Source organism: Mycobacterium sp. 1164966.3 (assembly GCF_001665395.1).
Classification (GTDB): domain Bacteria; phylum Actinomycetota; class Actinomycetes; order Mycobacteriales; family Mycobacteriaceae; genus Mycobacterium.
On record NZ_LZSG01000001.1, the window covers coordinates 262,117 to 281,869 of the forward strand.

A 19,753-nucleotide genomic window follows, 5' to 3' on the forward strand; every position below is an offset into this window, starting at 1 on the left:
CCCCTCATCGGGCGAGCCAGGGGTACCGGACGGTCAGGAAAGACTGTAGTCGAAAACTCGCGCAGGTCCCAGTTCAGCCTTCGCGGCGACGTCGTCGGCCACCCCCGGTGGGCTCGACCTGCAGCCGTGCCAACAGGTCGGCCACCGAATGACCCCCGCTGGGCGGGGCTCCGTCGTCCGCCAACGGGTCCGCGCCGCGGTGCCGGGGGGCCGGCTCGGGCGGCGACGGCGGGGCCATCCGAGGCGGTGGGGCAGGCGTGGCAGCCGTCGGTGGCGGCGTCGGCTGGCTGATGTCCGGGCCAGCAGGGCGTCCGCCACCCGGAATGCCCTCGACGCCGAAGTCGGGGTATTCCGCTGCATGCCGCGACCGCGCGCGCCAGCCGGAATCTCCATAGGGCCCCGCCGGCTCGGGTTGCGTCGGCGGGCGGGCGGAAAACTCCTCTTGGGTGGAATGCCGGGAGCGCCGGCCCGAGGGCGCGGCGGGCGGCGCAGGGACAGCGTCGCCGCCCGCCCAATTGCTGCCAGGTTTTCCCGGTGGTAGCCATTGGCCCTGGGCGGCGGCCGGTTGCCAATCCTGACGCGGCGGTTGCGGGTGGGGTTCTGGTTGTGGGGGCTCGAATCGCGGCCCTGGGGGCGGCGGCTCGTAGTGCAGCCTCGGGTCAGGCGGCGGTGCTGCCGGACGCGGCGTCATCGACGGACCCGTGCCGGCGAACGGCACCCCCACCTCGGGAACGTCGATGATCGATGCTTCGTCGGGCCGGGCGGCGCTGTCCTGGCGGACCGAGGTAACCCGATCGCTGGTCACCCAGTCGACGGGTGCGCCTTCCCCGTTGCGGCTCCAGTCACCGTAGGCGCCGGCGGTGTCCGACTCACCTGGCTGATTCTCCAGCGCCCGCCGCTGCTCGAGGTCCGTGTCGAACAGAATCTCCAGGCTGGTCCGCAATGCGGCCAGCTCTGCCCGCAGCGCCGCCACGTCGTCGGCGGCCTGGGCACGCAGCTCGCTGGCCAGCTCGCGGCGCAGCTGCGACTCCACAGTCAGCTCGTATTCGCGTCTCGCGGAGATCTCCCGATCCAGCTGCAGGTCGTAGACCAACTTCAGGTCACGCACTCGGGACTGGTCAGCGTCGGCTTGTCGGCGGTAGAGCACCGACACAAAAGCGCCGGCGATGGCGGCCCACAGCGCCAGGATCACAGCGAGCTTGAGAAGTTCCACGCGATTGGTGAAAACCAGTGCGGAACTGGCTCCCATCACGAGAACCAGCAACACCGTCAAGAGCACCCACCCCGGCCTGCGGCCGCCGCGCCGGGTACGGGCGCCGCGGGACAGAACGGTCATGGCCGTACTGTACCTGGGCGAGGTCAGACCGCGTGTCGCGCGAGTCCGGCGATTCGTTGGCGAGCGGGCGCAAATGCTCCCGTTTCGGTTGGAAAGGGCAGCTTTTGCGTCTCCCCCCGCTAGCTTTCGGCGCCGTCACCGTGCTGGGTTGGATCCTGCGGAGATTTGCAGCAATGCTGCAGCCAGAGAGCGGCAACCACCAAAGCCAGTGCGCTCAACGCGGCCACCACGGCACCCGGGGTGTCCTCGGCCGCGGCCCGCAGCCAAGACCGTCGCGGCAGCACGTACACCAACACGGCCACCCACCAACCAAGTACCAGCGCCCCCACCCAGGCCGATGCCTTGGCCACCACCACGCTGCGCGCCACCGAGAGCGGATGCAGCCAACCCGGACCGTCGCCGATCTCGCCGTCGCTGATCTTGGTCCGCACATAGCGGCCCCACAGTGCCTCCGCCACGGCCACAGCCAGCAGCGACGACCCGGTCCACACCGTGATCGGCGGAAACCACCGATACAGCAGGATCACCAACAGATAACCCAGGATCCCAGCGCCGATCACCGCGGCCGACAGGTCACGTCTCCTGGTCGGTCCCATCAGCGCAGCGCCAGCCCCGTCAACCGAACGCCCTCCCGGTCGGCCGGCGCCAGCTCGGCCAGTAACCGGGCGACCGGCGTCGGTCCCGCGGCTACCGTCAGCTGCGCGCCGGGGTCGACGTCCAGCCACGGGATCATCACGAACGCGCGCAGATGGGCCAGCGGGTGCGGCAAGGTCAGGTTGTTTTCCCTGGAGACCACTTCCACCGGGCCGGCCCGACCGGTCCGATAACAGGCGATCAGGTCTACGTCCAGCGTGCGGGGACCCCAACGCTCGCCACGGATCCGGCCCGCGGCCCGCTCGAACTCCTGAGCCCGGCGCAGCCAGGCCTGCTCGTCGCACGCCGGGTCGTCGGCGATCAGCACCGCGTTCAGGAACGCGCCCTGATCCACCCGGCCCCAGGGCGCTGTCTCGTATACCGGTGAGATGGCTTGCACGGAATCGCCCAGCGCGTCCACGACCGACTGCAGCCGCGCCAACCGGTCGCCCAGGTTGGAGCCGATGGACAGCACCACGGCGGTCATCCGCGCCGCTCCTCTGCGGCGGGGGTCATACGGCCCCGCCCGCCGGGATCACCGAGCCGCGTCCGCCCCGCCGCGACCGTCGCACCACCACGGCGACATCGGTGAACTGCCGCGGGATGGGGGCCTGCGGCTTGTGCACCACGACCTCGACGGCGTGCACGCGTGGGTCGTTCATCACCTGGTCGGCGATCTGGGCCCCGACGGTTTCGATCAGTTTGCGTGGCGGCCCGGCTACCACACCGGCCGCCAGCTCGGCCAGCGCGGCATAGTCGTAGGTGTCGGCCAGGTCATCGCTGACGGCCGCGTCGGCCAGGTCGATCCACACCGTGATATCGACGACGAAGTCCTGCCCGGTCGCGCGTTCCTGTTCGAAGACTCCGTGGCGACCATGAACTGTCAAGCCGCGCAATTCGATTCGGTCAGCCATCGCCACCCAGCTCAGTGTTCTGCGGCTGCGTCCAGGCCGCGACGACCTTCAGGGCGTCCACCGTGGCTCGCACGTCGTGCACCCGCACACCCCAGGCACCGTGCAGGGCGGCCAGTGCGGAAATCACCGCGGTCGCCGTCTCCCGCCCGTCCGGCGGTCGCACTGTTCCGTCGGGCCCGCCGGCCAGCAACCTGCCGAGGAACCGCTTGCGCGACGCGCCGAGCAGGACCGGAATGCCGGTGGCCACCAGCTCCGGCAACGCCCGCAGCAGAGCCCAATTGTGTTGTCCCGTCTTGGCGAATCCCAGGCCGGGGTCGATGATCAGCTTCGCCGGATCGACGCCGGCACCCACCGCGTCATGGACGCCGGCAAGCAACTCGGCGCGCACTTCGGCCACCACGTCGCGGTACTGCGGAGCTGCATGCGGGCGCTCGGCCGACATCGGTCGCCAGTGCATCAACACCCACCGCACGCCCGCTTCGGCCACCAGCGGAGCCATCGCCGGATCGGCCCGTCCCCCGGAAACGTCGTTGACGATCTGTGCCCCGCTCTCCAGCGCGGTCCGCGCCACCTCGGCGCGCATGGTGTCGATGCTGACGGTAATACCTTGCGCTGCAAGCTCTTTGACTACCGGAACCACCCGGGCGGCCTCGACTCGAGCGTCGACGCGAACGGCTCCGGGGCGGGTCGACTCGCCCCCGACGTCGACAATTCCCGCGCCGTCTGCGGCCAGTGTCAGACCGTGCTGGACGGCGTCGTCAACATCGAGATAACGCCCGCCGTCCGAGAATGAGTCGTCGGTGACGTTCAGAACCCCCATAACTTGCACAGGCGCGCCGACTCACTTACGCAGGATGAGGTCGAGCGCTTCGGCTCGAGAAGCGGCGGAGGTCTTGAACTGACCGCGCACCGCGGATGTCGTCGTGATGGCGCCGGGTTTGCGGACGCCGCGCATCGCCATGCACAGGTGCTCGGCCTCGACGACGACGATCACCCCGCGCGGGTTGAGCCGGCTCACCAGCGCGTCGGCGATCTGGCTGGTGAGTCGTTCCTGCACCTGCGGCCGCTTGGCGTAGAGGTCGACCAGCCGGGCGATCTTGGACAGCCCGGTCACCCGGCCGTCGTCGCCGGGGATGTATCCGACGTGGGCCACGCCGTGGAAGGACACCAGATGGTGTTCACAGGTGGAGTAGAGCGGGATCTCCTTGACGATCACCATTTCGTCGTGGTCTTCGTCGAACGTGGTGTTCAGCACCGCGTCCGGGTCGGTGTAGAGACCGGCGAACATCTCGCGGTATGCGCGGGCCACCCGGGCCGGGGTTTCTTGCAGGCCGTTGCGTTCGGGGTCCTCGCCGATCGCGCAGAGCAACTCGCGGATCGCGGCCTCAGCGCGTGGCTGGTCGAAGACCCGGATGCGCCTGGTGGCGGGGCGGGAATCCGGCAGGGCCATCGAATCCTCCGTTCGTCAGCCATGGGCCGGCGGGTTGGACCGGCTCACATCCTCGTCTTCGTCTGGGGACTTTTCGGCATCACGAGTGGGCTGATCCGGTTGCGGGTAGGGCGGATACGGCGAGTACGACGGCTGGGCCGGTCCGGGGTAGCTGGGTGCCGGTGCGGGCGGGTACCAGGTGCCCCGCGACTGCTGCGGCGGCCATCCGGGCGCATGCCAGCCTGCCGGAGCGCCGTAGTCGGGCTGGGTGGGGCCGTTGGGCGGCACACCCTGGCCGGGGGAACCGTTGGGACCGTGGCCGGTGGCGTCCCCGTCCGAAGCGCCCGACTGCGTCACCTGGGCTTCCGCGGCCGCGTTGGCGCGCGCGATGGCCGCCTTGAAGGCCGGCTCGGGAACCGGCGGGGGCCACGGCTCGCCGCGCTCGATCGCCAGCTCGCCCGGCGTCTTGATCGGCGGCTTGTCCGACGGGACCCGGCCGCCGAAGTCGTCGAACATCGTCAGCCGCGGCCGCTTTTCGACGTCGCCGAAGATCGCCTCCAGCTCGGGCCGGTGCAGCGTTTCCTTTTCCAGCAGCTCACCGGCCAGAGTGTCGAGCACGTCGCGGTATTCGGTGAGGATCTCCCACGCCTCGGTGTGCGCGGCCTCGATGAGCTTGCGCACCTCTTCGTCGATTTCGCGGGCCACCTCGTGGGAGTAGTCCGACTGCGTGCCCATCGAGCGGCCGAGGAACGGGTCGCCGTGCTCGGTGCCGTACTTGACCGCACCGAGGCGGGCACTCATGCCGTACTCGGTGACCATCGCGCGGGCCACCTTGGTGGCCTGCTCGATGTCTGAGACCGCGCCGGTGGTCGGCTCCCGGAACACCAGCTCCTCGGCGGCGCGGCCGCCCATCGCGAAGACCAGCTGGGCGATCATCTCCGAGCGGGTCCGCAGCCCCTTGTCCTCCTCCGGGACCGCGACGGCATGCCCGCCGGTACGGCCGCGGGCCAGGATCGTCACCTTGTACACCGGGTCGATGTCCGGCATCGCCCAGGCCGCGAGGGTGTGGCCGCCTTCGTGGTAGGCGGTGATCTTCTTTTCCTGCTCGCTGATGATCCGGCCCTTGCGGCGGGGGCCGCCGATCACCCGGTCCACCGCCTCCTCCAGGGCGGGGCCAGTGATGACGGTGCCGTTCTCCCGGGCGGTCAGCAGCGCGGCCTCGTTGATGACGTTGGCCAGGTCGGCGCCGGTCATGCCGACGGTTCGCTTGGCCAGCCCGTCCAAGTCGGCGTCCGGGCCGATCGGCTTGCCCTTGGAGTGCACCCTTAGCACGGCTCGGCGGCCGGCCAGGTCGGGGTTGGACACCGGGATCTGCCGGTCGAAGCGGCCGGGCCTCAAGAGGGCGGGGTCCAGGATGTCCGGCCGGTTGGTGGCTGCGATGAGAATCACGCCGGCGCGATCGCCGAAACCGTCCATTTCGACGAGCAGCTGGTTGAGGGTCTGCTCACGCTCGTCGTGACCGCCGCCCAGGCCGGCGCCGCGCTGGCGGCCGACGGCGTCGATCTCGTCGACGAAGATGATGCACGGACTGTTCTGCTTGGCCTGCTCGAAGAGGTCTCGCACTCGGGAGGCGCCGACGCCGACGAACATCTCCACGAAGTCCGAGCCCGAGATGGTGAAGAAGGGAACCCCCGCCTCCCCGGCTACGGCGCGGGCCAGCAGGGTCTTGCCAGTTCCCGGCGGACCGTAGAGCAGCACGCCCTTCGGGATCTTGGCGCCCAGGGCCTGGTACCTGCTGGGATTCTGCAGGAAGTCCTTGATTTCGTAGAGCTCCTCGACCGCCTCGTCGACGCCGGCCACGTCGGCGAAGGTGGTCTTGGGCATGTCCTTGTTCAGCATCTTGGCGCGCGATTTGCCGAAGCCGAAGCCCATCCGTGCGCCGCCCTGCATGCGGGAGAACATCACGAACAGGCCCACTAGCAACAGCAGCGGGAGCACGTAGACCAGCAGCTCGCCCAGGATGCTGCCTTCGTTGACGACGGTGCTGACCTTGGCGTTCTTAGTGTTGAGCGCTTTGAACAGGTCGACGGCGTATCCAGTCGGGTATTTGGTGATGACCTTGTCGGAGTTGTCGGTGTCGCCGTTGCCCTGTTTCAGGGTCAGCCGCAGCTGTTGTTCGCGATCGTCGATCTGCGCGCTCTTGACGTTGTCGCTGTTGATCTGGGCCATCGCCACCGAGGTGTCGACCGGCTTGTAGCCGCGGGTGTCGTCGCTGAAGTAAAAGAACGACCAGCCGAGCACAACCACGACAGCAATTGCCGTGACGGTGCGAAGCACGTTTTTCCGGTTCATCAATCATCGGCCTCTTCGGCCAGGTTCCTTCCCCGATTACACGCAGCTGGAAAAGTCCAGGCTACCGCTCGCGGCGATCGCCAGCTCCGGCAGCGCCGGGGCGCAGCGGTCGCCGCCATCGTGTGCGCGGCGATCGCCAGCTCCGGCAGCGCCGGGGCGCAGCGGGTCGCCGCCATCGTGCCCGCGGCGATCGCGTTTGTTCGCTAAGACAACGATCGGCAGTTCCCGACGGCCATGCGCTCATCGAGCGTGACGCCTGCGCCACGTTGGGCACCGAGCGTGACGCTGGCGTCACGCTCGGCGTCACTCGTAGTAGCGGGCCTCGACGACATTGCCGTCGGGGTCGGGGAAGTAGTAGCCCTGGGGCGCCCAGCCCTGCGCACCGAAGGTGTGGTTAAGCCGCGCGCTGGTGTCCACGCCGGCGGCCTGCAGGCGCTGGTCCAGCGCGTCGTATTCGGCTTTCGACATTGCCAGGCAGACGTGGTTCACCGGGTGGCCCGCGCTGCCCGCAACCCTCGTCATCGATGCGGTGCCGGCGGCGTTTTCCACCGGCATCAGGTCGATGATCGAGTCCTCGGACACCCGCACGCTGGGGAACGGCGCCTCGCCGGCCTCGAACTCGGCAAACCGCACCGGTGCCAGCCCGACCACCTTCGTGTAGAAGTCCATCGCGGCCCGTGGATCCTTCGTCCAGAGAACTATGTGGTCCAAACGCATGCACAAATTATGGTGCGCGGAGCATCAGGCCTTCTCAGCCCGGTGCCGTTGTGATTTGGTGAGACGGTGGCGTGGTCAACCGAACGGTTAGTGGAGACCAACGGTGTGCAACTGCGGGTGTTCGAGGCCGGGGATCGCGGCTCCAAAGTGGTGGTCCTGTGCCACGGCTTTCCCGAACTCGCCTATTCCTGGCGGCATCAGATTCCGGCGCTGGCCGACGCCGGCTATCACGTACTGGCGCCCGATCAGCGCGGCTACGGCGGCTCGTCGCGTCCGGATGCGATCGAGGCCTACGACATCCACCAATTGACCGCGGACATTGTCGGTTTGCTCGACGACGTCGGAGCCGAAAAAGCGGTGTGGGTCGGCCATGACTGGGGTGCCACCGTGGTCTGGAATGCGCCGCTGCTGCACCCGGAACGGGTCGCGGCCGTGGCCGCGTTGAGCGTTCCCCCGGTACCTCGCCCGAAAAGGCCGACGACGCAAGCGCTTCGGCACATATTCGGCGAAAACTTCTTCTACATCTTGTATTTTCAGGAACCCGGTGTCGCCGACGCCGAGCTCGACGCTGACCCTGAGCGCACCATGCGCCGGATGATGGGTGGCCTAACGCTTTCCGCCGACTCGAACGCGGGCGTGCGGATGGCGGCGTCCAGCGGCGAAGGCTTCATCGACCGCCTTCCAGAGCCCGACAGGCTACCCGGCTGGCTCCGCCCAGACGAGTTCGACCATTACGTCAGCGAATTCACGCGAACCGGATTCACCGGCGGGCTGAACTGGTATCGCGCCATGGACCGCAATTGGGAAACCACGGCGCACCTGGCCGAAAACACCATTTCGGTGCCGTGCTTCTTCATCGGTGGAACGAACGATCCTGTACTGACATTTACCCGCCGAGACCGGGCCGCGGAAGTGGTCAGCGGCCCGTACCGCGAGGTCATGATCGACGGCGCAGGGCACTGGCTGCAGCAGGAGCACCCCGACCGGGTCAATGCCGCGCTGCTCGAGTTCCTCGAAGGAGTGGAATGGTGATGCGTACCCCACTGCGTTTCGGTGTCTTTATCACACCGTTTCATCCGACCGGCCAATCCCCCACGGTGGCATTGGAATACGACATGGAGCGCGTTGTCGCTCTGGACCGCCTGGGATATGACGAAGCGTGGTTCGGCGAACACCACTCCGGTGGCTATGAGCTGATCGCCTGCCCCGAGGTGTTCATCGCCGCCGCCGCCGAGCGGACCAAGCACATCCGGCTGGGCACCGGGGTGGTCTCGCTGCCGTATCACCATCCCCTGATGGTTGCCGACCGCTGGGTGTTGCTGGACCACCTGACCCGCGGCCGGGTTATGTTCGGTACCGGTCCCGGCGCGCTCCCGTCGGACGCCTACATGATGGGCATCGATCCGGTCGACCAGCGGCACATGATGCAAGAGTCCCTGGAGGCCATCCTCGCGCTGTTTCGCGCCGGGCCCACCGAGCGAATCGACCGCCACACCGACTGGTTCACCCTACGCGACGCCCAACTGCACATCCGACCCTACACTTGGCCGTATCCGGAAATCTCCACGGCGGCAATGATTTCCCCGTCCGGGCCGCGACTGGCCGGTGCGTTGGGCACGTCGCTGCTGTCGCTGTCAATGTCGGTCCCGGGCGGTTACGCGGCTCTGGAGAACACCTGGGAGGTGGTACGCGAACAAGCTGCCAAAGCCGGCCGCGACGAGCCGGATCGCGCAGATTGGCGGGTGCTGTCCATCATGCACCTCGCCGACAGTCGCGAGCAGGCCATCGAAGACTGCACCTACGGACTGCAGGATTTCGCGAATTACTTTGGCGCAGCGGGGTTCGTGCCGTTGTCCAACGAGGTCGAAGGCGCTCAATCGCCGCACGAGTTCGTCGCGGAGTATGCGGCCAAAGGCAATTGCTGTATCGGAACCCCGGAGGACGCCATCGCCTACATCGAGGACCTGCTCGAACGGTCAGGCGGTTTCGGAACGCTGCTGCTGCTCGGTCACGACTGGGCCTCCCCACAGGCCACGTTTCATTCCTATGACCTGTTCGCCCGCAAGGTGATTCCCTACTTCAAGGGCCAATTGGAGGCATCCCGGTCGTCGCACGACTGGGCCAAGGGCAGACGCGACCAGCTGATCGGCCGCGCCGGCGAGGCCGTCGTGAAGGCCATCACCGAGCATGTCGCGGAACACGAAAAAGCACCGAACTGATGCGGGCGTCGGTATTGCGCGACGGGCGCATGGTCTACCGCGGCGACGTGCCTGACCCGGTGCCTGGACCGGGTCAGGTGCTGGTCGCGGTCCGGGCGTGTGGAATCTGTGGCTCCGACTTACATTTCGCCGCGCACGGCGACCGGGTACTGCAGATGAGCGGTCACTTGGCGGGCGGTTCGGCCGGGATGACCGTGGACCTGAAGCGCGATGTCTTCATGGGCCACGAATTCAGCGCCGAGATACTCGAAGCGGGACCCGACACCGAAACCCATCCGGCTGGGACGCTGGTCACCTCGCTTCCAGTGTTGTTGTCTGCCAAGGGCGTCGAGCCGATCGTATACAGCAACAGCACAATCGGCGGTTATGCCGAACGGATGCTGCTGTCGGCGCTGCTGCTGTTGCCCATCCCCAATGGGCTGGACCTCAAGCACGCCGCGCTGACCGAACCCATGGCGGTGGGACTGCACGCCGTGAACAAGTCAAACATCGAGCGGCGTGAGACTGCCTTGGTGCTCGGCTGCGGCCCGATCGGTATTGCCATCATCGCCGCCTTGGCAGCACGCGGCGTGGAAACCATTGCGGCGGCGGATTTCTCGCCGAAGCGCCGGGAATTGGCGACGGCGATGGGCGCGCATCAGGTCATCGACCCTGCGCAGGGTTCGCCGTTCGACACGGTCAAACCCGCCGTGGTATTCGAGGCCGTCGGGGTGCCCGGGATCATCGACGACGTGTTGCTGCGGGCACGGCCGGGGACGCGCCTGGTGGTGGCGGGGGTGTGCATGGAACCGGACACCGTGCACCCGTTCTTCGCAATCGCCAAAGAGATCAACGTGCAGTTCGTGCTCGCCTACACCCCGGAAGAGTTCGCCGGCTCCCTGCGGGCGCTGGCCGAAGGCGAAATCGACGCCAGGCCGCTGATCACCGGGGAGGTCGGACTGGACGGCGTGGGCGCCGCGTTCGACGATCTGGCCGACCCCGAGCGGCACTGCAAGATACTTGTCACGCCTTAGCGGCACGGGCAACAGGCGATGACGCCGCCCAATTATTGTTGACGGCATGTTTTCGTCGCGCACACTTTCCGTCGCCGCCGACGAATCGCGTGCCGGACGTCCCGCATATCTCGAGCCGACGGAAAAGTAAGCGGCAATGTCGCTATCTCCCGGAACCGTGGTGGCCGGTTACCGAATCGAGCGAGTGCTGGGCGCCGGCGGTATGGGCACCGTCTACCTGGCGCATCATCCGTCGCTGCAACGCCGCGACGCGGTCAAGGTGCTGTCTGCGGAGCTGTCGCACGACGCCCAGTTCCGGACCCGTTTCCTGCGTGAAGCCGAACTGGCGGCCACTCTTGACCATCCCAACATCGTCACCGTCTACGACCGCGGCGAGACGCCGGCCGGACAGCTCTGGATCGCCATGCAATTCGTCGACGGCACCGACGCCAGCGCCGAGGTGGCCGATAGCCGAATGACGGTACGGCGCGCTCTGCACATCATCGTCGAGGTGGCCAAGGCGCTGGACTACGCGCATTCCCGCAAGCTGTTGCACCGCGACGTGAAACCGGCCAACTTCTTGCTGGCCGGGCCCGCGGGGTCACAGGAGCGGGTGTTGCTGGCCGATTTCGGGATCGCGCGCGCTCTGGACGATGCGACCGGACTGACTGCAACCGGCACGTTCGTCGCCACCGCTTCTTATGCCGCGCCCGAGACCCTCGAGGGCCAGCGGGTGGATCACCGCGCCGACGTGTACTCGCTGGGCTGCTCGCTGTTCCGGCTGCTCACGGGACGCACCCCGTATGCCGAGTTCAGCGGGATGTCGGCCACGCTGATGGCGCACCTGCTGCAGCCGATCCCCCGGGCAACCCAGTTTGCGCCCCACCTGCCCGGGACCATCGACGACGTGTTCGCGCGAGCACTCGCCAAAGCTCCCGAACAACGTTTCCAGAGCGCAGGCGAACTAGCCGCCGCGGCGGCCGCTGTGCTGGGCGGTCAACCCCAGATGGCGGCGCCGAACGAGGCGGCGAGAACCAGGACTTGGCAAACGGAGCCACCACCGAGCCGATTGCCGCCGCCGCCCACCATGCCCGCCGGACTGCCGCCGCCGGTCAGTGGTCCGCCCCCGGGATGGGTGGTACCGCCGCCCAATCGCCGGCGCCGCTGGTGGGCGCTTGGCGGCGTCGCGGCGATGGTGACCGCGGCGGTGGTCGTCGCGCTTGTCGCCACCCATACCCCGAACCGCTCAGTCAGGCCTGCCGGTCCGACCACCAGCGCGGCGCCTGCGGCGGTGGCCAGCGCCAAGGACACCGGCCCGGTCGGCATCATCACCGATGACCCCACCTGCGCACCGTGGAGAACGGTCGCCCAGGAATGGACCGCTCATGACCCGTTGGCCAAGTGGCCGTCCGACAGCCCCAGCAGCCCGATCAACATTCCGGCCAGCGCCTGGACCCCCGAACAACAGGCCGCCATGCAACAGGTGGGAATCATCATGCGCTCTACCGCGGGCAAAACCGTGGCGTTGGCCAAAGCCACTCCACACCGGGTGATGCGTGAACTCTATGAGCAGCACATCGCCTATGCGCGTGCGTACGCGGACAGCCTCACCAACTACTTTCCGCAAGCGGATGTGAAGCTTGGCAGGGCAGCGCAAAGCGCAATGAATTCGCTGATTTCAGCATGCAACGCCGCCCTGGACGGCGCCGCCGTCGCCCGATCGGTCTTGGTGGCGCCGCGGGCCGCTCCGGCGCGCGTCACACCGCCGCAAAACGCAGAGCAGCCACAACGTTTCATCGCTGCCGCCGACCGGACCACCTGTGGTGAGTGGGAGTCGGTGAGCGACAAATTCGACGCCGATCCCAACATCCAAGAGTGGACCAAAATCGACAGCGAGGTTCCCATTGCCCAATGGAGCCCCCAACAGAAGACGCTTAGTGATGCCGTGACGCCGCTGATGCTGAATTTGGCGGACGAGCTCGAGCACATCGCCGGCCGCAGCAGCAACCCGGTCATTCAAGACTTCGCGGCATTCGCTGCCCAATACCAACGGGCCTACGTCAAAGCGCTGCCCACCTACGGTCTGCACGACGGGCAACTGCGGATAGTTGCGAGGTCTACTCGCCATTTGGTCAACGAAGCATGCGGTGGGGTGGGGGCTTAGTCATGCCGCTGCCCGACGGTGCCACATTTGCCGGATTCGGCATCGTCCGGCTGCTGGGTGCAGGCGGAATGGGTGAGGTTTACCTGGCCCAGCATCCGCGGTTGCCGCGCCTGCAAGCGTTACGCATACTGTCGGCCGAGCCGTCTGCCGACGACGAGTTCCGGGCCCGCTTCCAGCGCGAAGCCGATGCGGCCGCCGCCCTTTCGCACCCCCATCTCCTCGGCGTACACGACCGGGGGGAATGCGAAGGGCGGCTATGGATTTCGATGGGTTACGTGGATGGCACCGATGCAGCGAAATTGCTGCGCGAGCATTACCCGCACGGAATGCCGCGCGTTGACGCCCTAGAGATCGTCGAGGCCATCGCCAAGGCCCTCGACTACGCGCACGAGCACGGCTTGTTGCATCGCAACGTCAAACCGGCCAACATCCTGTTGTCCAACCCCCGTACCGCTCATCAGCGAATCTTGCTGGCAGACTTGGGGATTGCGCGACGGATCACCGACATCAGCGGGTTGACCGCGGCCAACCTCGGCTATACGGCGCCCGAGCAGCTGCTAGACCAGCCATTCGACACCCGCGCCGACCAATACTCGCTGGCTGCCACCGCATACCACTTGCTCAGTGGCACTGCGCCATTCGAACATCCGAGTCCAGCGGTGGTCATCAGCCGCCAGCTCGACTCCGCGCCGCCGAGACTCGCGCGCGCCGAACTGGCCGACCTAAACGCGGCACTGTCGCGGGCGCTGGCGAGGGACCCCGCAAATCGGTTCGCGACATGCCAGGACTTCGCTGCCGCACTACGCGCCGACGAGCAGACGCGAGCCGAACCCAGACCCGCAGCCGGGATGCCGCCGCCCGCCCCGATCAGAACGGTCAATGCGGCTCCTCCGCCAGGGCCCCCGCCGATGCCGGTCCCGATGCCGTACGGCCCGCCGTGGCCGGTGCCCGGTCCGCCGCCGGGATGGGGGCCACCGCCCAGACGACGCCGTCGCCGAGGCTGGGCCATCGGCGGCGCTGCCCTGGTTCTGGTGACGGTGGTAGCGGTGGTGGCGGCACTGATAATGACTCGGACACATTCCACCGGTCGCCCGGTCGCCGCGATCAGCACAGCGCCCGCCGGTGTCTGGGCCAGCGCCGACGACACCGGCCCGGTCACCGTCATCAATGACGACCCGACGTGTCGGAGATGGACGCCGATCGGCCTAGCATTGGTCGACTCGCCCATTGAGAGGTGGGCTGTTACCCACCCGGGTCAGCCGAATCCTCTTACGCATCCCGGCGATACCTGGAACCCCGACGAGCGGACAGCCATGCAGGCCGCGGCAAATGCATACCGGGTCGCGGCAGTGAAGACGGCGGCATTGGCCAGGACCACTCCGCACCGGGTGGTGCGGGAATTGTACGAGCAGTTCATCGCCTATGCGCGTGCCTTCGCCGACATCCTCGGCGACAGGTACGTACCAACCAATGCCGCAGGAGCCACCGCAGAAAGCGCCTACAACGCGTTGATCTCGTTGTGCAACACGGTCGACACCGGCGCGGCGAGAGCACGATCGACATTGGTGAGCGCGCCGGCTGCGCCGAAACAGACCGCGCGTCCTCAGGACCCGGCAAATCCGAAACGTTTCGTCACCACCTCTGACCTCCCGATCTGCGGTGAGCTGATTTCCGAATTCAAGGCGTTCAAGGCCAACCCGACCGTGCTGGATTGGGCCAAAGGTGGCCACAACCCTGGGAACCCCGAAGAGCGAGCGCTCAACGACGCGGTAGCTCCACTGATGCTCAACCTGGCCGACGACACCGAGCGGATCGCCCAGCGCAGCGACAACCCGCTGGTACAGGATTTCGTTCTCTTTGCCGCGCAGTACCAACGGGCCTTTGCCAAATCACTACCGACCTACATGAGTCGCGACGGCGAACTCGGCGGGGCCGCCGGCTACACACGCGAGATGCTTGCCGACGCGTGCATGTCAGCGGGCACGTAGCGAAGTGCGGCGTTAGTGTTCCAGGCATGCCGACCGCACCGAGCTCATATCGGCTTGTCCGCACATTCATTGCTTTGATCACCGCCGGGTTCGCCTTCGCAGCGCTGTCGGGCTGTGACTCCCACACCACGAAAGCGCCTGCGGCAAATCCCCGTCAGGTGACCGTCTTCGGGTCGGGAAAAGTCCAGGGTGTCCCGGACACGCTGACCGCTGACGTCGCTATCGAGTTCACCGCGCCCGACGTCACCAGCGCGATGAACCACACCAACGAGCGTCAACAAGCGGTCATCAATGCGCTGGTCGGCGCCGGGCTGGACCGTAAGGATATCCGCACCACGCAGGTCAGCCTGCAGCCGCAGTACAACGGCCCGTCGGGCACCACGACGATCACCGGCTACCGAGCCAGCAACGGCATCGAGGTGAAGATCCACCCGACTGACGCGGCGTCCAAGCTGCTGGACCTGATCGTCAGCACCGGCGGCGACGCCACTCGCATCAGCTCGGTCAGCTACTCGATCGCCGACGACTCGCAACTCGTGAAGGACGCGCGTGCGCGCGCATTCCAGGACGCCAAGCACCGGGCGGAGCAGTACGCGCAGCTGTCGGGCCTGCGGCTGGGCAAGGTGCTGTCGATCTCCGAGGGAACCGGCGCCGCGCCCGTCACCGGTGCACCGCCGGCCCCACCGCGCGGAATGGCCGCAGCCCCACTGGAACCCGGTCAGCAGACAGTGAACTTCACCGTGACCGCGGTCTGGGAGCTGGGGTAGTGGCGATCGCGAGCGCGGCGGAGCCGGGCGAAGCGGGTCGTCACCATCTGGGTTAGTGGCGATCGCGAGCGCGGCGGAGCCGGGCGAAGCGGGTCGTCACCATCTGGCGTTACAGCTGGTAGACGCGGGGATCCAGCGTCCCGATGTACGACAGGTCGCGGTAGCGCTCGTCGTAATCGAGGCCGTAGCCCACGACGAAGTCGTTGGGAATGTCGAACCCCACGTACGTGATTTCGACGTTGGCGCCCACCGCATCGGGCTTGCGCAGCAGCGTGCACACCTGCAGCGAACGCGGATGCCGGGTGGTCAGATTGCGCAACAGCCAGGACAAGGTCAGGCCCGAGTCGACGACGTCCTCGACGATCAGCACGTCGCGATCGTGGATATCCCGGTCGAGGTCCTTCAAAATCCGCACCACACCCGATGAGGACGTCGATGATCCGTAGGAGCTGACGGCCATGAATTCGAATTGGGTGGGCAGCGGAATTGCCCGGGCGAGGTCGGTGACGAAGATCACCGCGCCCTTCAGCACAGTGATCAGCAGTAGATCCTGGCCGGTCTCGGCGACGAGGTCGCGGTAATCGTTGCCGATCTGCGCGCCGAGCTCGCCGATGCGGGCCTGAATCTGCTCCTCGGTGAGCAGCACCGACTTGATATCTCCCGGGTACAGCTCCGGGGCTTGTCCGCGGGTGATCGCCGAGGAGCTCTGGGCCACGACCACAGAGTGCCACGCCATCCGCCGAACAACCAACTGGTCAGCCTTCGAAGCCTGTTCGAGTGCTATACGGGCTCGCGCCGCAATGTCAGGACGCCGTCTTGCCGCCCGGCGATCAATCGCTGGCCGCGCAACGGGGAGCCGACGGCGACCCCGCCCTGACCGCGCCACGCGGTCACCAGCGCGTCCACCCCGCGGATCTGCTTATCGGTCAGCCCGCTCGCGCCACCGGCCAGCAGCCAGCCGCGGATCACCCGGCGTCGCACCGGATCGGGCAGCGCCGCCAAAGTCTGGGCACGCAGCCCCGAGCCGGCCGTGACATCGGGAAGTGCCTGGGCGGCCAGCGCGTCGATCAATTCGGTGTCCTCGCGCAGCGCCGTCGCGGTACGCGCCAGCGCCTCGGCGACGCCGCCCCCCAGCACGTCTTCCAGCAGCGGCAGCACTTCGTGGCGCAACCGGCTTCGGGTGAAACGGCGGTCGGCATTGTGCGGATCATTCCACGCGGTCAGACCGAGTTCCTGGCATGCCGCGTGGGTGACGCTGCGCCGCACCCCCAGCAAGGGCCGGCACCACGGCGGATCGTACGGGCGCATCCCGGCGATCGAGCGCGCTCCCGATCCGCGGCCCAGGCCGAGCAGCACGGTCTCGGCTTGATCGTCGAGGGTATGGGCCAGTAACACGGGCCCGCCGCGCCAGGCGTTCAGCGCGGCGTAGCGCGCGGCACGTGCCGCCGCCTCGGGGCCGCCTTGACCCGAGGAGCTATCCACCTGAACGCAAACCACCTCAGCTGCAACACATCCCAATGCCATCGCCCGCGACCGGGCGGTTTCGGCGACGGCGGCCGAATCGGGCTGCAGGCCGTGGTCGACGATGACCGCGGTCGTGGGGCGCACCTGAGCGGCGACCGCCGTGAGCGCCAGCGAGTCCGGCCCGCCGGACAGCGCCACGCACCACGGGTCCTCAGTGGCCAGGTAGGTCCGAGTGAACGCTTCGACAGCCGCGCGCAGCTGCCCTACAGCACCCGGTCGATCCATCGTTGCGGCTCTTCGATCTCGGCCGGCAATGGCAGCGTGTCCGGACCCGACCAGATCGCGTTGAACCGCTCCATTCCGACCCGGTCCACCACCTGGTCGACGAAAACCTTGCCACGGGTGTACTGGCTCAGCTTGGCGTCGATGCCCAGCAGTGCCCGCACGACCCGTTGTAGCGGCGGTTGCCTGCGCTGGCGGCGCTCGTCGAACCGGCGCCGGATGGTGGCCACCGATGGCACCACCATCGGCCCGACGGCGTCCATCACGTGTTCGGCGTGACCTTCCAGCAGCGTGCCCAGCACCAGGAGCTGATCCAAGGCCTTTCGCTGCGGCTCGGACTGCACGGCCCGCACCAGGCCGAGAATCCCCGGCGTGCTGCCGTCCGCCCCCTCACCACGGTTGCGGACGAAATCGGCCAGCCGGCTCACCACCTGCCCGAGGTCCTCTCCGGCGTCCTGCGTCACCATGCCCAGCGCCTGCGACATGTAACCGGCCAACCATGGGTTGGCGGTGAACTGCACCCGGTGGGTCACCTCGTGCAGGCACACCCATAAGCGAAAATCGGAAGGGTCGACGCGGAGCTGACGCTCGACGGCGATGACGTTGGGATACACCAGCAGCAGGCAGCCCTGTTCAGCCCCGGCGAACGGGTCGTACTGACCCAGGATCCCGGAGGAAACGAACGCCAGCACCGCGCCCGTCTGCGCACCGGTGATCCGGCCGGTCCAGAACCCCCGCGGCTTCTCGGTCCCCTTCGTCATCACCCGCATTGATTCGGCCGCCGCACCCACCCACTCCGAGCGGTCCACCACGCGGGCCGGTGGCACCGAGCCGGAGGTGATCAGGCCGGTGACGTCGCGCACCGGCGGTTCGGCCTTGGCGGCCGAACTCGTCAGCTCGTCGATGACCTGGCGCCGGGTGTACTCGGTGGACGGCGGTCCCGGCCGGGCCAGCCGCTGGCCGACGGTGGCGGCGAATCGCCAGTCGACAGCGGTACCGATGGTCAGATCAGAGGATGGGGTCACGCGCACCCACATGTCCACAGCTTGGTGGCCAGGGCGTCCATCACGTTGCGGCCGTTGGGGCCCGCGCCGTTGGAGATGAACGCGAAGGTCAGCACCCGGCCGCTGCTATCGGTGAGCACGCCCACCAGGGCGTTGATGGCGGTCAGCGATCCGGTCTTGGCGCGTAGCCAGCCGGCTGGTCCGAGGTTGGTGGCCTGGTCGAGAAAGCGGTCGGACAGCGTGCCGCTACCGCCGGCGATGGGCAGCAGGTCCAGTAGCGCCCGCAACGACGGCTGGTCCGGCCCGGCCGCCGCCTGCACCACACCGTCGAGTGTCTTTGCCGTCAACCTGTCATCGACAGACAACCCGCTGGAATCGACCAGGGCGACGCCGCCGGTGTCGACGTGCGCGTTGCTCAACCGGTTGGTCACCGCGTCGACCGCGCCGGTGAAGCTCTGCGGCCGGTTGATGGCGGCCGCCACCTCGCGCCCGATGCATTCGGCCATCACGTTGTCCGAGTGGTCCATCATCTGCGACAGCCGCTGGATCAGCGGCGCCGACTGCACCACGGCGAGCTGCCGCGCGCCCGTCGGTGCCGTGGCGAGGCTGACCGCGTTGGGATCCAGGCCGAGGGCTTTGGCCAATTCGCGTCCGGCGTCCAGGGCCGGGGTCTTCGACCGGCGTGAGTTGACTGTCGTCGGCTGGATGCGCCCGGCGTCGACCATCACCGCCTCGATCGGTGCGATATCGCCGTTGTCCACGTCGGCCGGGTCCCAGCCCGGCGCCATGGTCGGGCCGCTGAACACGTGGGTGTCCACCTGGACCGAAGTGGGAGTCATGCCGCTGCGACGGATCTGCTCGACGAGGCCGCTGATCCGCGCCGCGCCGCGGTACCAGGTGTCCACACCGGGCGGCGCGGCCGACAACAGCGGATCCCCGCCGCCCACCAGCACCACCGGACCCTGGGCGTTCTGGCTGCCGGCCACCACCCGGGTGCTGATGCGGGCTTCCCGGTCCAGGGTGAGCAGCGCCGCCGCGGCGGTGAGGACCTTGTTGGTCGACGCGGGCACCAGCGGGACGTCCGCCGCCGCCTGCCAGAGCTCCTTGGCGGTCATCGCGTCGGTGATACGTCCGCCCAGGGCGCCCAGGTTGGGGTCGGCCGCGATGGGCGCCAACGCGGCCGCGAGCGCGGCCGGATTGGGGACCGGGGCGGTGTCCGGGGCCGGATTCATGCCCGGTTTGACCGTCGGCGGCCGGGGTGGCGGCACCGTCACGTGCGCACCACTAGTGCCGTGACGACCAGTGGTGAAATACGCCGCCGCGGCCACCACGGCGGCGACGAACACCAGCACGGCCACCGTGACGATCGCGTAGGTGGATTTCCGCCAGCGAGTAGGACCCATCACTCTCCTGACTGTCTCGTCCCATTCTGCCGAACCAGCAGCCAGATGCTCGACTAGGGTGGACGCGCTACCCCACTTGAACCACCCAT

18 protein-coding genes are annotated in these 19,753 nt (G+C 67.8%); 6 read left to right on the forward strand and 12 right to left on the reverse strand.

What is annotated here, in order from left to right; translation table 11 throughout:
• Window positions 1-73: 73 nt before the first annotated feature.
• The 8 genes from A9W99_RS01200 to A9W99_RS01235 all read right to left on the reverse strand — a co-directional run bounded on the left by A9W99_RS01200 (window position 74) and on the right by A9W99_RS01235 (window position 7,381).
• Window positions 74-1,336 (reverse strand): DUF6779 domain-containing protein, encoded by a 1,263-nt coding sequence (locus A9W99_RS01200; RefSeq protein ID WP_067372127.1) that lies wholly within the window; start codon window positions 1,334-1,336, stop codon window positions 74-76.
• A 119-nt stretch (window positions 1,337-1,455) separates the two neighbouring features.
• Complete coding sequence (locus tag A9W99_RS01205) at window positions 1,456-1,932, reverse strand: DUF3180 domain-containing protein (protein WP_067372129.1); 477 nt, start codon at window positions 1,930-1,932, stop codon at window positions 1,456-1,458.
• Window positions 1,932-2,456 carry a 2-amino-4-hydroxy-6-hydroxymethyldihydropteridine diphosphokinase gene (gene folK / locus A9W99_RS01210; protein WP_067372132.1) on the reverse strand — a complete coding sequence of 175 codons (525 nt, stop codon included), beginning with the start codon at window positions 2,454-2,456 and terminating at the stop codon, window positions 1,932-1,934. The genes A9W99_RS01205 and folK overlap by 1 nt, the downstream gene beginning before the upstream one ends.
• 25 nt (window positions 2,457-2,481) lie before the next feature.
• Entirely contained in the window at window positions 2,482-2,883 is a 402-nt protein-coding gene (gene folB / locus A9W99_RS01215; protein WP_067372412.1) for a dihydroneopterin aldolase, read from the reverse strand.
• Window positions 2,876-3,703 carry a dihydropteroate synthase gene (folP, locus tag A9W99_RS01220; RefSeq protein WP_067372134.1) on the reverse strand — a complete coding sequence of 276 codons (828 nt, stop codon included), beginning with the start codon at window positions 3,701-3,703 and terminating at the stop codon, window positions 2,876-2,878. The genes folB and folP overlap by 8 nt, the downstream gene beginning before the upstream one ends.
• Window positions 3,704-3,724: 21 nt before the next feature.
• Window positions 3,725-4,333 carry a GTP cyclohydrolase I FolE gene (gene folE, locus A9W99_RS01225; RefSeq protein ID WP_067372137.1) on the reverse strand — a complete coding sequence of 203 codons (609 nt, stop codon included), beginning with the start codon at window positions 4,331-4,333 and terminating at the stop codon, window positions 3,725-3,727.
• A gap of 15 nt (window positions 4,334-4,348) precedes the next feature.
• Window positions 4,349-6,664 (reverse strand): ATP-dependent zinc metalloprotease FtsH, encoded by a 2,316-nt coding sequence (gene ftsH, locus A9W99_RS01230; protein WP_067372140.1) that lies wholly within the window; start codon window positions 6,662-6,664, stop codon window positions 4,349-4,351.
• 303 nt (window positions 6,665-6,967) lie between these two features.
• On the reverse strand, window positions 6,968-7,381 hold the full coding sequence (locus tag A9W99_RS01235) for a VOC family protein (RefSeq protein ID WP_067372143.1): 414 nt from the start codon (window positions 7,379-7,381) through the stop codon (window positions 6,968-6,970).
• 66 nt (window positions 7,382-7,447) lie between these two features.
• Between A9W99_RS01235 and A9W99_RS01240 the strand changes: the two genes are divergently transcribed.
• From A9W99_RS01240 to A9W99_RS01265, 6 genes are all read left to right on the forward strand, one after another.
• A complete protein-coding gene (locus A9W99_RS01240) occupies window positions 7,448-8,413 on the forward strand; it encodes an alpha/beta fold hydrolase (RefSeq protein ID WP_156622875.1) in 966 nt (321 codons plus the stop codon).
• Window positions 8,413-9,600: an LLM class flavin-dependent oxidoreductase gene (locus tag A9W99_RS01245; RefSeq protein ID WP_067372415.1), complete on the forward strand. Its 1,188-nt coding sequence runs from the start codon at window positions 8,413-8,415 to the stop codon at window positions 9,598-9,600. The genes A9W99_RS01240 and A9W99_RS01245 overlap by 1 nt, the downstream gene beginning before the upstream one ends.
• Window positions 9,600-10,613 (forward strand): zinc-binding dehydrogenase, encoded by a 1,014-nt coding sequence (locus A9W99_RS01250; RefSeq protein WP_067372145.1) that lies wholly within the window; start codon window positions 9,600-9,602, stop codon window positions 10,611-10,613. The genes A9W99_RS01245 and A9W99_RS01250 overlap by 1 nt, the downstream gene beginning before the upstream one ends.
• A 136-nt stretch (window positions 10,614-10,749) precedes the next feature.
• A complete protein-coding gene (locus A9W99_RS01255) occupies window positions 10,750-12,756 on the forward strand; it encodes a serine/threonine-protein kinase (protein WP_067372148.1) in 2,007 nt (668 codons plus the stop codon).
• A 2-nt stretch (window positions 12,757-12,758) separates the two neighbouring features.
• Window positions 12,759-14,744: a serine/threonine-protein kinase gene (locus A9W99_RS27655; protein WP_067372151.1), complete on the forward strand. Its 1,986-nt coding sequence runs from the start codon at window positions 12,759-12,761 to the stop codon at window positions 14,742-14,744.
• Between the two features lie 26 nt (window positions 14,745-14,770).
• A complete protein-coding gene (locus A9W99_RS01265) occupies window positions 14,771-15,511 on the forward strand; it encodes an SIMPL domain-containing protein (protein WP_067372157.1) in 741 nt (246 codons plus the stop codon).
• Window positions 15,512-15,620: 109 nt separating this feature from the next.
• Here A9W99_RS01265 and hpt read toward each other — a convergent pair whose 3' ends face one another.
• Genes hpt through dacB form a run of 4 tightly spaced genes read right to left on the reverse strand, consistent with a single transcriptional unit; the run spans window position 15,621 to window position 19,664 of the window.
• The gene (gene hpt / locus A9W99_RS01270) at window positions 15,621-16,247 is read right to left on the reverse strand and encodes a hypoxanthine phosphoribosyltransferase (protein ID WP_156622876.1); all 627 of its coding nucleotides are present in this window, start codon (window positions 16,245-16,247) and stop codon (window positions 15,621-15,623) included.
• Window positions 16,248-16,291: 44 nt separating this feature from the next.
• On the reverse strand, window positions 16,292-17,260 hold the full coding sequence (gene tilS / locus A9W99_RS01275) for a tRNA lysidine(34) synthetase TilS (RefSeq protein ID WP_067372160.1): 969 nt from the start codon (window positions 17,258-17,260) through the stop codon (window positions 16,292-16,294).
• A complete protein-coding gene (locus tag A9W99_RS01280) occupies window positions 17,239-18,282 on the reverse strand; it encodes a zinc-dependent metalloprotease (protein ID WP_067372424.1) in 1,044 nt (347 codons plus the stop codon). Before A9W99_RS01280 ends, tilS begins: the two co-directional genes overlap by 22 nt.
• Window positions 18,279-19,664, reverse strand: a complete 1,386-nt coding sequence (gene dacB / locus A9W99_RS01285) for a D-alanyl-D-alanine carboxypeptidase/D-alanyl-D-alanine-endopeptidase (protein WP_067372168.1) — start codon at window positions 19,662-19,664, stop codon at window positions 18,279-18,281. The genes A9W99_RS01280 and dacB overlap by 4 nt, the downstream gene beginning before the upstream one ends.
• Window positions 19,665-19,753 lie beyond the last annotated feature (89 nt).